Source organism: Cytobacillus massiliigabonensis, from assembly GCF_900199725.1.
Lineage (GTDB): Bacteria > Bacillota > Bacilli > Bacillales > Cytobacillaceae > Cytobacillus > Cytobacillus massiliigabonensis.
Genome location: NZ_LT904904.1, coordinates 2,474,691 through 2,487,250, shown reverse-complemented (window position 1 = coordinate 2,487,250; position 12,560 = coordinate 2,474,691). Strand labels below are relative to the sequence as shown.

General features: G+C 35.5%; 13 protein-coding genes. 6 read left to right on the top strand and 7 right to left on the bottom strand.

The window, feature by feature from the left end:
• Positions 1-235: 235 nt before the first annotated feature.
• The 3 genes from C1726_RS23470 to cydS are packed head-to-tail and all read left to right on the top strand — an operon-like array spanning position 236 to position 2,715.
• Positions 236-1,582: a cytochrome ubiquinol oxidase subunit I gene (locus C1726_RS23470; protein WP_102275368.1), complete on the top strand. Its 1,347-nt coding sequence runs from the start codon at positions 236-238 to the stop codon at positions 1,580-1,582.
• The gene (locus C1726_RS23465; RefSeq protein WP_102275367.1) at positions 1,579-2,604 is read left to right on the top strand and encodes a cytochrome d ubiquinol oxidase subunit II; all 1,026 of its coding nucleotides are present in this window, start codon (positions 1,579-1,581) and stop codon (positions 2,602-2,604) included. Before C1726_RS23470 ends, C1726_RS23465 begins: the two co-directional genes overlap by 4 nt.
• 12 nt (positions 2,605-2,616) lie before the next feature.
• Entirely contained in the window at positions 2,617-2,715 is a 99-nt protein-coding gene (gene cydS / locus C1726_RS27005; RefSeq protein WP_407642063.1) for a cytochrome bd oxidase small subunit CydS, read from the top strand.
• A 136-nt stretch (positions 2,716-2,851) separates the two neighbouring features.
• On the opposite strand, the gene C1726_RS23460 is transcribed toward cydS, so the two are convergent.
• The 5 genes from C1726_RS23460 to C1726_RS23440 form a co-directional block, all read right to left on the bottom strand.
• Positions 2,852-3,064, bottom strand: coding sequence for a DUF3951 domain-containing protein (locus C1726_RS23460; RefSeq protein WP_102275366.1), 213 nt, complete (start codon positions 3,062-3,064; stop codon positions 2,852-2,854).
• 26 nt (positions 3,065-3,090) lie between these two features.
• The gene (locus tag C1726_RS23455; protein WP_180968281.1) at positions 3,091-4,131 is read right to left on the bottom strand and encodes a DUF1835 domain-containing protein; all 1,041 of its coding nucleotides are present in this window, start codon (positions 4,129-4,131) and stop codon (positions 3,091-3,093) included.
• 82 nt (positions 4,132-4,213) lie between these two features.
• A complete protein-coding gene (locus C1726_RS23450; protein ID WP_102275364.1) occupies positions 4,214-4,684 on the bottom strand; it encodes a GNAT family N-acetyltransferase in 471 nt (156 codons plus the stop codon).
• 45 nt (positions 4,685-4,729) lie between these two features.
• Positions 4,730-5,332, bottom strand: a complete 603-nt coding sequence (locus C1726_RS23445; RefSeq protein WP_102275363.1) for a hypothetical protein — start codon at positions 5,330-5,332, stop codon at positions 4,730-4,732.
• A gap of 25 nt (positions 5,333-5,357) precedes the next feature.
• The gene (locus C1726_RS23440) at positions 5,358-6,371 is read right to left on the bottom strand and encodes a S66 family peptidase (RefSeq protein WP_102275362.1); all 1,014 of its coding nucleotides are present in this window, start codon (positions 6,369-6,371) and stop codon (positions 5,358-5,360) included.
• A gap of 253 nt (positions 6,372-6,624) precedes the next feature.
• On the opposite strand from C1726_RS23440, the gene C1726_RS23435 reads away from it, so the two are divergent.
• From C1726_RS23435 to C1726_RS23425, 3 genes are all read left to right on the top strand, one after another.
• On the top strand, positions 6,625-7,818 hold the full coding sequence (locus tag C1726_RS23435) for a chromate transporter (protein ID WP_102275361.1): 1,194 nt from the start codon (positions 6,625-6,627) through the stop codon (positions 7,816-7,818).
• 152 nt (positions 7,819-7,970) lie between these two features.
• Complete coding sequence (locus C1726_RS23430; RefSeq protein ID WP_102275360.1) at positions 7,971-9,521, top strand: sensor domain-containing diguanylate cyclase; 1,551 nt, start codon at positions 7,971-7,973, stop codon at positions 9,519-9,521.
• Positions 9,522-9,638: 117 nt separating this feature from the next.
• Entirely contained in the window at positions 9,639-10,871 is a 1,233-nt protein-coding gene (locus C1726_RS23425; protein ID WP_102275359.1) for an MFS transporter, read from the top strand.
• Between the two features lie 4 nt (positions 10,872-10,875).
• On the opposite strand, the gene C1726_RS23420 is transcribed toward C1726_RS23425, so the two are convergent.
• Positions 10,876-11,781: an AraC family transcriptional regulator gene (locus C1726_RS23420; RefSeq protein WP_235822832.1), complete on the bottom strand. Its 906-nt coding sequence runs from the start codon at positions 11,779-11,781 to the stop codon at positions 10,876-10,878.
• 13 nt (positions 11,782-11,794) lie between these two features.
• A complete protein-coding gene (locus C1726_RS23415; RefSeq protein WP_102275358.1) occupies positions 11,795-12,514 on the bottom strand; it encodes an ABC transporter permease in 720 nt (239 codons plus the stop codon).
• Between the last annotated feature and the right edge of the window lie 46 nt (positions 12,515-12,560).

Below are 12,560 nucleotides of genomic sequence, written 5' to 3'. Positions count from 1 at the left end.
AATCTTTTCATTCCTCTAAATCCTAATCATCATAAAATTATTTCAATATTCTTTCTTAAATCAAACACCACCTTTTGGAAAATGATATATAAAGGGAAAAGAATGAAGGAGTGTATAAGTTTATGTATAAAAATCACGAAAGAAAATTAACGTGGCTGGTAATTATTGTTGCCATGATTATGGGATTATCATTTATAGGTCGCGTTTTTGCAGGATAAGAAAAGGAGATTTTGAAATGGGTAATGAAGAAGCCGTTTTTTTTAGTCGGATCTTAACTGAAATGACTTTGTCCTTCCATATTATTTATGCCACGATTGGGGTAGGCATCCCACTTATGATTATGATGGCTCAATGGGTTGGAATAAAGAAGCAGGATGATCATTATATTCTATTAGCAAGAAGATGGACCCGAGGCTATGTGATAACAGTAGCTGTTGGTGTTGTTACTGGCACAGCGATAGGTTTACAGCTTTCGCTTCTATGGCCAAACTTCATGGAGCTTGCTGGGAATGTAATTGCCCTGCCGTTATTTATGGAGACATTTGCCTTTTTCTTTGAGGCGATATTTCTTGGCATTTATCTATACACATGGGATCGGTTTGAAAATCAGAAAAAACATTTGCTGCTTCTTATTCCTGTTGCTCTTGGTGCTTCATTTTCTGCAATTTTTATAACAATTGTAAATGCATTTATGAATACCCCACAGGGCTTTGATATTATAGATGGTCATTTGGTTAATATTAAACCTTTGCTAGCTATGTTTAATCCTGCGATGCCTACTAAGATTGCGCATGTTCTTGTATCCGCTTATATGACTTCGGCGTTTGTACTCGCATCGATCGCTGCGTTTCGCTTAATGAAAGGATCTAATCATGTATATCATAAAAAGGCATTATTCTTCACAATGAAGGTTGGGTTAATCTTTACCATTGCAACGGTTATTATTGGTGATTTCTCTGGCAAGTATTTGGCAGAATATCAGCCAGAAAAATTAGCTGCAGCAGAGTGGCATTTTGAAACTGAGGGAAAAGCTCCATTAATTCTATATGGAATCCTTAAAAATAATGAAGTGAAATATGCTTTCAAAATCCCATATGCTCTAAGTATATTAGCACACGGAAATCCTAGTTCCGAAGTCATTGGGCTTAATGATTTTAATAAGGATGAAACACCACCATTATATATACATTATTTGTTCGATGCGATGGTTACGATTGGCATGTTTATGTTTGTATTGTCTATCGCGTATATAGTCGGGTTATGGAGAAAATGGACATTCGTATGTTCGAATTGGTATCGATCGTTAGTTGTCATAGGAGGTCCGCTTTCCATTTTGGCGATTGAAGCAGGCTGGTGGCTTGACGAGGTTGGGCGTCAGCCATGGGTTTTAAGAGGAATTATGAAAACAAAGGATGCTGCAACATCAAGTGATCAAGTGGATACGATGCTTATTTTATTCGCAAGTTTATATATTATTTTAGGAATAGGAAGTATCATTGTCCTTTCAAGAATGTTTAGGAAAAACACCATTGAACGGGAGTTAGCTGATCGAGAGGCAGAGGAAGCAGGTGAACTGTATTGACATTAGAAGTGATCGGTATATCAGTTCTATGGTTCTTCCTTTTTGGATATATTATTGTTGCTTCCATTGATTTTGGTGCTGGATTTTTTAATGCCTATAGTCTATATAGGGGAAAGCAGCATATTTTAACAAGAATTATTCAAAGATATTTATCCCCTGTTTGGGAGGTTACGAATGTTTTTCTTGTATTCTTCTTTGTTGGAATTGTCGGCTTTTTTCCAAAAACCGCGTATTATTATGGGACAACTTTACTCGTACCAGTTAGCATAGCGATCATTTTGCTGGCTATTCGAGGCTCCTATTATGCATTTACAACTTATGGGGGACTTAAAAATAATATATATGTCTTTTTATATGGTGTATCAGGATTATTTATACCGGCTTCTTTATCCATTGTCATAACTATATCAGAAGGCGGTTTTGTCGCTATGGAGCAAACTGGTCCAGCCCTCGATTATTTAAAGCTTTTTACGAGTCCATTAAGCTGGAGTATTGTTGTCTTAAGTTTGACAGCCGTATTATATATTTCAGCTGTTTTTTTGACATGGTATGCAGATTATGCAAATGATGCTCATGCAGCTGAACTAATGCGTAAATATGCTCTAATTTGGGCAGGGCCATGTATCCTTACCGCCACTGGAATTATCGTTGAAATGCACGGACATAATTATGAACATTACACGCGCTTAATTCATTTATGGTGGTTATTTGCAATATCACTCGTATTATTTATTGGAACCGTATATTTATTATGGAAACGACAAAGATACGGGCTGGCATTTGGTCTTTTAACCGGCCAATTTGCGCTTGCTTTTTTCGCATATGGCATTTCTCATTATCCCTATTTACTGTATACACATCTCACTATTTATGACAGTTTCACCAATGAAGCTATGGCAACAGCACTAATCATTGCTTTCATTGCAGGGCTTGCTTTATTAATTCCTTCGCTGATCCTTCTTCTTAGATTATTTTTATTTAATAAGGAATATGTACAGGGAAAACAAAGCAATCATCCATAAAGGAGAGATATTATGAGTTATTTTATGATTTTTTATGCACCATTTATTATTGTATTTCTTTCTATAACAGCTGCTTTTTGGTTCGTGCCGAAAGATGATTTAATTGAATAGCCTCTATAAATATTTATATATGATTGCACACTTATTGCACCATCAATAAATAAAAAAAGAGCTGTCCGATAGTCTGGAAAATAGACTTATTGGACAACTCTTCATTTTATTGGAGATACCAGAATTCCAGCACCTTTTACCGATCTTTATCATCGCCCTCTCCCTCGTCCTCAGCAAGAATTTCTTGTTCTTCATGAAATTCCACTTCCGTTTGACCAGTAATTTTATCGAATGGAGTATAAAAAGTCGTCACACTTTTTTTCTTTACAAACACTTTATAAAATCCTATTATTACTAATACGACAATGACAAATGGTAATCCTAATGCCATGATATTTATTGGATTCATCAGATGATTCCCCTTGGATATTTTTATCACCTTAACTTCACACTATAGTGTCTCATCGATTTAGGCACACCCTTTAACTCGAGTATTCCATTGTATATTAAATATCTAATACGATATTCTAAGAAGGAATCGCCAATCCATTCTTCCATCATCTGTTCAAGCATTACACCAATCACTTTAGCTGCTTTGATGAAGTCTTTATTCTCCTGTTCTCGATGCAGTTTTTCAATTGTATGAATGATCAGGGAATCATAATAATTTTCAGAAACACTAATTAATTCGTGATTCCGCCATAAGCGTAAGACTTCCCGTGTTTGGGCCAGTGCTTCCCATTCTCGTACATATTGATCACGATCAGCTTGAGATAATGGGTTACTGTCTTTGCCTTGTTCGAAAATATGCTTTATTTGATCAGGTGTCATTTGACTAGTATGATATATTGGCTGTTTTTCATCAATGAATTTAACATAAAGTTCTGTCGAATTGATTAGATTGACAGAATTTTCTTTCCCGCTAAGAAGCTGGAGGATCAACCGGACTCCCGTTTGTTCATACGCATTATCTCCAACCCACACATAAATAGGAGATTTCTCTTCTATGTCTTCTATTTCTAGTAATGTATTTGTAAATCTCATTTCGTTTTCATAATCATCCTGAAACTCGATGTTTATATTGTCAAACAGCCATTCTTTTCGGTAAGCCTGCCCTTTTTCCCTATTCAGCTTCCACAATGGTCCATAGGAAAAAAAATCTGAAAATGCCAGCACTTTCTTTGGACGATCCAGACTAAATCTGATGGTTCCAGCAGCCGATTCTGTTGAAACAATGTGAACGGGTTCTTTGTTTTTTACACTGTGCTTTTGAATTTGCTTATTAATTAATTTTGTCATCTTGTATGTATCTTCTTGTTGAATTAAATACCCCCGCCCTACAAGTGGTTCCCATTCATCATGGATAAAGGTGTTAAATTCTTCGGGATGATTCAATTCATATGTCTCCCAACTTCCTCTGTTACTCACTGTTGAAACGGTTAAATAATCATTCGTTTCAATTTTATAAACAAACACGACATTTGGCTCCATAAAAAAATAGACGAATGGATAATTAACTTTTGATCGAATGGAGACCATTCCTTTCTTAAAAACTTTTTTATTCATTTATCATTGTTATAAAAAGAGTTGAATTATTAGCAAATTCAGCCCTCCTTTTAAATCCTAATTTTTCATATAAATGTATCGCACGGTGATTAAACTTGGCCACTGTTAAACGAATGTTTTTATCATTATAGGTCTTCTTAATATATTCAAGGATATAAGTAAAAAATGAATCCCCATAGCCTTTACCAGTAAATTCTGGTTTCATCCCAAGCCCTATATCGATATGATCCTCCGTATATGCCCCATATTCTGAGCCGATTGGAACTTGGGCAGAGCTGCCTATACAGAAAAACCCAAATAACTGATCCTTTTCATTTATCACTGCATAATACTTATCATCTAGTAATTCTCGAATATTTTCTGAACAAAGGTCATTATTATAAAAATCATAAGGGGCTTCATACTTCCAACTAAGTATTTCAATCGCAAAATGTTCAGTCATTTTTCTAATATAAAATTGCATCATATGTCCCTCACAAACTTGTCTAGTCCAATTTTATTTTTAACGTTACTCTAAATAAATCTTCACTTCAACTCCAGTTGGTTTATCTTTAAAAAGGGAGCTGTATTCTTTAAAGATGAATGTGAGCCCTGATGGGTTATCCGGAATTGGAGGGGAGACAATAAATTCTTGTGAATAACGACCTGTACCTCCTCTTCCTCCATTCCACCGGCAATCGTATTGCTCTCCTATGTTCATTTCAAAGGTAGGATGATTATGTAGATCTTCATGGGAATCGTTCGTACCGTCCCAATTGATATCTAATTGGACAACGCTTGCATTTTCAAATTGCCGTATAAATGTGACCGTATATAAATTCACGCCGATTTCAACAGATTTCAAGATGGGGATATGCTTAATAAAGTTATGCGGCTCCACACGAGGCTTAAAATCGTCATCCATTCTCAGTGTTCCAAATATCGATCTCAACAAGTCTTCATACAGATCAAATTGTTTAGCCCATTTAGATATATTTTTGTCTGGTGGAAAGCCAGGGTTATTATAAGAAAGCTCTTTCCTTTTTCGTATTAAATGGCATAGCTGTTCATCAATTGTCGAAATACGTTCATCATAATAAACGGTTGGACGAATAAATCCTGTTCGTTTCATTGTATACCTCCTAACATATAATCTATTATCTAAAGTATTGTCGTACGGTACTCTTTCCTTCCTCCACAATTACCTCAGCAAACGAACCATTAATGAAAGTCATTTGTGGAGGAACATGACCACAATCGATATCATAAACAATTGGTATATGGAGTTCTTGGGAAAGTTCTAGATAAACATCCTCAATGGTATAATTTTCAACAGGCAAATTCGCTGCACTTCTGCCAAACATAATCCCAGCACAACTTTCAAACCAGCCAGCTAAGTTCATTTGCACTAATGTTCTTCTTAAATCAGTGGTAGTCAATTGACAATTCTCAAAATACCAAAGAAGAGGCTCATTATTTATATGATTTTCTTTAAAGCTTCGTACATCCCCAAATGGTGTGCCTATTAAATGTCGGATAACATCAATACAGCCTCCTACTAATCTTCCTTGCATCTTAACCTTTTTATTTGTAATCGTTCTCCAAAATGTTGATTCTGTTAAATGAAATACACATGGAGCAGGATGATCATGCTGCCACTTTTCTTGATATTTGCTAGACGAATGCTGCAGGACAGATTCATTATGCTTTGTCGAAAGCACTTTCTCCCACATTGCTGTCGTTTCGTCTGAATATTCCCCTCTTAAATCGATTAAATTTGTTCCATGAGCAGTTGCAAGCCCAGTCTTTAAAGTGATGGCCAGCAATAATACACTCGTATCCGAATAGCCTAATACCCACTTGTCTTGTATATTGTTAAAATCAATTTCTTGTAGAATTTCAATTAGCAACTCCCCGCCCCAAGGCGGAAAGATCAGGCCAATGTTTTTGTCAGCCATCATCTCATTAAATTCTTTAGCACGTTTTTTTGCTGAAGCAGATTTGGCTTTGTCTTGAGTCCAAATGGAATCTCCGCATGTAATTTCGAACCCCTTTGATTTCATCCTTTTGCACGATTGTTTAATCAGTTCATGCAGTTCTGGTTCTACCCCAGAGGATGGTGCAGTAACACCAATCGTTGTTCCCTTTTCTAAAAATGGAAAAGTTATCATTCATAACCCTACCTTCGTTTTCAATCAATTTATAAGAAACAAATCTCCTAGTGTTAAAAATTCGACATTTGTCAATCATTCCCTTCTTATTCAATCATATAGGCTATATTACAATGTAAAGATTTTGTAAATTTTCTATTGAATAATCTTATTTGGAACTGATCAAATGCTATATTTTTAATATTGCTTGCCTGCATTTATAGAAACTATAGAGCAGTGCAATAATAAAATACAAACAAGAAGGTGATCACCTATGGAAAAGCAAAGATCCGTAAGTTATATTAATTCTATTTTGGAAATTCTTATCATTTCAACACGCCTCGGATTTACTTCATTTGGTGGACCTATCGCCCATTTAGGGTACTTTCATGAAGAATATATTCGAAGAAAGAAATGGATGGATGAAAAAAGCTATGCTGATTTAGTTGCCTTATGTCAGTTCTTGCCTGGACCTGCAAGCAGCCAAGTTGGTATTGGTATTGGAGTGATGCGAGCTGGTTTATTAGGAGGAATTGTATCATTTATTGGATTTACCTTGCCCTCAGTAACTGTCTTAATATTATTTGCTCTTATGCTTAATCGTTATAATATTGGAGAAGCAGGATGGATTCACGGATTAAAGATTGTTGCAGTAGTAGTTGTTGCCCATGCTATTTTGGGAATGGGGCAGAAACTAGCCCCAGATTTAAGCAGAAAAGCCATCTCTTTATTTGCACTAGCAGCTACTTTCTTGTGGCAAACCGCCTTTACTCAAGTTGTGATTATTGTACTTTCAGCACTAATTGGATTAGTTCTATTTAAACAAAATCATGAAAAAAATGCAGTGAAAATAAATTTTCCTTTATCACGGGGATTTTCTATTGGATGCCTCATTTTATTCATCAGTTTATTAATTTTATTGCCAATTTTACGAGAAACCACCTCATCCTATTGGATTGCGATGTTTGACAGTTTCTACCGATCCGGTTCTTTAGTATTTGGAGGTGGGCATGTCGTCCTCCCCTTACTTGAGCGTGAATTTGTTCCAACTGGATGGATTAGTGAAGAAAGCTTCTTAGCTGGTTACGGAGCAGCACAAGCTGTACCTGGTCCATTATTTACATTTGCAGCCTATATCGGTGCAGTAATGAATGGATGGCTAGGAGGAATGATCGCTACAATTGCTATTTTCTTACCTGCATTTCTGTTAATTCTAGGCACCCTCCCTTTTTGGGACATGGTGCGGCAAAACCCGAAAATCAAAGGTGCATTAATGGGTATAAATGCTGCTGTGGTGGGGATTTTAATTGCAGCATTGTACCATCCAATTTGGACTAGCTCGATATTATCTCCAATTGATTTTGTATTTGCAGCCATTTTATTTAGCCTGCTCGTGTTTTGGAAGGTCCCTCCTTGGGTTATTGTTGCTGCCGGGGCAATTGGTGGTTGGGTCATCACATTATTTTGATAAGTGAAGTAAAATAGCTCTAAAATCCACTTTTTAACAACATAACTAGCTGATTAAATGGATATTTCGTATTGTTATCCTTATAAAAAAAATAGTATACTCAAATCTAGGTTATTCTATTTTAGAATAGTACTTTTTTTAGGGATAGGATTATGAAACGGATAAGATTAAGTATAAAATTACTGATATTAGGATTGTTAGCCTTTGCCATGTTTGGCACATATGCTGGAAGTTTAATTTCGAGCCATATTGTAAGTAAAAACACACTTGAGAAAAACTATTTAATAGAAAACCAATATTACGCAAAAAAATTAGCTGACACCACGAATATGCATTTCCGTGATATGTTTTCAAATTTAAGTGTTGAAGCCAGAGATATAGATTATAAAACTTTAGATTCGAAGATCATATATAAAGATTTATATGATCTTCTGCACTCTACAACTTATTTCAATAGCACTTGGTTTGTCGATCGCAATGGGACAGTTATTGCATCGGTACCAGATATTAATGTTGAAGGTACTAAGGTCGATTCTATTGGTGCACGTGAAGCACTAGCAAAAAAGAGACACACCGTTTCTGACCCTTATGTTGGGATTAATGGGAAACTAGTAATCCTAATTTCGGTACCTGTATTTGATAATATTGGTACGTATATTGGATTTCTTGCAGGTACCATCAATTTGCATGAAGATAATAGCCTAAAGACAATACTTGATCAACATCCTAAGCACCAAAACAATTCTTATGTTTATGTTGTTGATTCAAAAGGAAATATCATTTTTCATCCAGATATAAAAAGGATTAATGATAGTGTAAAAGAAAATATAGTAGTTCAAGAGGTAATGAAGGGCAACAGCGGGAGTCAAGAGCTTGTTAATACAAAAGGTCAAACAATGTTGGCCGGTTATGCTGCTGCAGAAGCTGCCAATGGTTGGGGGATCATCTCACAAACACCCAAAAATGCCGTAATGAAACCAACTTGGGACCTTGCCAGGCAAATTAGCCTATTTATGATTCCATTTATGATATTTGTATTTGTTCTTACCATTTATTTACTTGCAAAAATTGTAAACCCCATAAAGGACCTAGCAACTTATGCTCATCAAGTTACAAAAAACAAACCTGTACCAACAGAAAAAATCCCAGAATGGTACTTTGAGATAAGAGAATTGAAACGTACCCTTCTAATTGCAATCGACTTTTATCAGAAAAAACTTCACTTTGCTGAAAGCGAATCAAAACGTGACCATTTAACAGGTCTATATAATCGCCGTGCATTGGAAAAATTAGCACTAAATTCAGATTCATATTCCATTATCCTTTTCGATATTGATCGTTTTAAATTAATTAATGATCAGTATGGTCATCTTAAAGGTGATGAAGTCATTCAATACATTGCAAAATTAATCACAGAGAATACTATCGAAACGGACCTTTGTTTCCGTTGGGGCGGAGAAGAATTCCTCATTATCCTTCCTGACGTTGATTTAGCTAAAGCATTATTAATTGCAGAGCGTTTAAGAAAAACGTTAGAAACGACAATCAGTCCGACTGGAAATCCAGTAACAGTTTCTATCGGAGTAGGCCATCTTCCAGAGTCCGCTGACAATTTCTCTGAACTTCTGGACATGACAGATCAAGCATTGTATAAAGCAAAGCAAGAAGGAAGAAATAAAGTCATTGCTGCAAATAAATATTAATTAAAACCCTGTCCTAATCTTCAACTAAGGACAGGGTTTTTTGATTGCAATTTCCGCAAGTTTGGAAAAGAAATATCCATTTCTCCCCTCTATGATAATTGTAAGGAGGAAGAAATAATGAAACAGTTATTTATGAAAGATCCATATTACGTTTATATCCATACTTGCTTTCTATCTCAGCTCTTCTTTACTTATATTTTCACTGTAAATCTGTTGTATCATGTACAAATTGTCAATCTTAACCCACTTGAGCTTGTTTTGATCGGAACTGTTCTGGAACTTTCTGTTTTTATTTTTGAAATTCCTACTGGGATTGTTTCTGATATGAAGAGCAGAAAACTGTCTATTATTATTGGATACTTATTAATCGGATTCGGATTCCTGATTGAAGGATTGTTCCCTTTTTTCTTAGCAGTGATTTTCTCACAAATATTATGGGGGATCGGTTATACATTCACGAGTGGATCATTACAAGCATGGGTAAGTGATGAAGTTGGCGAAGAACTTGCGGCTTGTGCATTTATTAATGGAGCAAAGGCTGGCAATCTTGGTCAAGTGATTGCGATTCCTCTAAGTATCTTTACTGGAATATTTATGCTGAACCTCCCTATTATACTTGGTGGACTGTGCATGCTGGGTCTAGCAGTTTATTTAATGTTCTATATGAAAGAAGAAAAGTTCGTACCATTGAGGCTAGAAGGTCAATCATCTGTATGGAAGAATATGAAGATGAATGTAAGCAAAATTGCTATATACTCTAAAGCAAACCGCTTGATGCGTCTACTTTTTCTCATTGCAATGTTTTTTGGGTTTTATAGTGAGGGCTTTGATCGTTTATGGTTATCACATTTCTTAGAAACATCTAAACTCTCCTTTTTCTCTGAGAAAAGCATTGTACTTGTAACTGGAGGGATTCAATTTTTAGTTGTTACTGGCTCTTTTTTTGTATTGCATATAATTAATCGCAGCTCTATTCATCAGCACCTGAAGTTAATCTATATCTCTTTATTTATTGGAAGCATCCTGATTATTTGTTCATTAATTGGCTTTTCATACTCGACATCAATAATCACTTTGCTTATATTTTATGTGATTGTTCAAATGGCAAGACAGATCATGCAGCCGCTGGAAGAAATATGGCTTAATACAATCATTCCTGAATCATCCGTCCGTGCAACCTTTTTCTCAATGAAAGGGCAAGTTGATGCAATTGGTCAAATTAGCGGAGGTCCAATTATTGGGGGAATTGCTTCAATATTTTCAATCAAAACGGCTATCCTTATTAGTGCAATCCTCTTATCTCCAGTTTTGTTCTTACTAAAAAAAGCATTAGAACTTTCAAGAGGGTGAGTAGTCACCCTCTTTTTCTTTTCACTGGAAGATGTATTTCCATAAAAATTTTCTCATGCTCCCAATGATGACAATATTCATTATAGTATTCGAAATCATAGCTGTTTTCGTCAACTTCATAGCCTGAATGCGGGAGCCAGTCTTCGATAATATAGCGCCATGTCCCTTTAATAGAGGATACAAACTGACTCTCTTCCACTAATGGAGTTCTAAAAACAGCATAGGTGGCTTCTGGAATCTCCCATTTTACCATTTCTGGCGGAATATCACTATTTTGATCATAGTCTACTGCAAAGAGAAACGTAAAATGATTTTCAAATATATCATGGCTAATATTAAAGCAATACTCTCCATGCTTTTTGGGATTGAGTAATTTATATAGAGCTGTTTCTACTGAACCGTCGTTATATCCGCCAGTTTCCCAAAAAGCGGGAGAATCTCTTGTGAATGAAATATTGCCCGCTTGGATTTCAAACCTTTTTCCAGCAACCCAAAAGGATTCTCTAGAAATCATTTTTGGCTGGAGTATTATCCCCCCTACCTCCTTTTGCTGTAATTTCTTTAATTCTAGTCTGTTCGGGGCAGATACTGGACAATGGAGCTTATATAGACTCGGAGGACATCCAAAACATCTCTTAAAGGCTTTTGTAAATCCGGCATGTGTATGGAAACCATAATCCATGGCAATTTCGATTATTTTCTTTCCATTAGCAAGTTCAAATAAAGCATATTGCAGCTTTCTTCTTAAAACATATTCCATAATGGAAAAGCCAATATGCCGATTAAATAAGCGATAAAAATGATAGGGAGAATATCCAGCGAGATTGGCTAAATCCTTTGGATAAATCTCCTCTTTTATATGTTCATCTATGTAATCTATGACGTTTTGCAGAATCTGAATTTGCTGCATAAATTTCATCCTCTTAAAATGTAATACTTGTATCCTGTTGGACAGAAAATTCCTTCATAATATATTTATAATTGAGTAAACAGACAATTATCGCTGCCAATGAGGAAACAACCAATAAGGTAAAAATAATGAATATTTGATATTTTACAGAACCGAAAGGATCTGCACCAGCAAGAATCATTCCTGTCATTGTTCCTGGTATTTGAATGAGACCTACCGTTTTTAACATATCAACTGTCGGTATCATTGCGATTTTTATAGCCTTCTTTTTCAAAAATTCTTCTTCCATTTCTGGATTGTTCTTCATTGCTTCTAATACAACTGCGCCAGCAATCATCGCATTTCCAATAAACATCCCACCTACTGGAATGAGATATTGCGCCTCAAGTGGAATGATTTCAAAAACTAGCCAAATACAAATACAGAGAAGGACAGACAGTGCAATTCCTACTAGCAAAATAAAAAAAGATTTCTTCCGGTCTATGCCTCTTTTTGATGCATTTAATGAAGCAATAATCATCATGAGAAAAATATAGCCAAATACAACGAAAACATTTTCTAAGCTAAACAGGAAAGAAATAAAAAATCCTAATAATAATAATTGAATAAATCCCCTAATTGAGGAATATAGTATATCCCTTCCCATTCCTAACTTTTGATTCATCGATATAATGATTGGGACAAAGACAAATAAAAGAATAATGAATAATGCGAGATTGCTAATTTCTTGCATGTATAAAACCTCCCATTATTCATTTTAGGCTTTTTTTGGGAGAAAT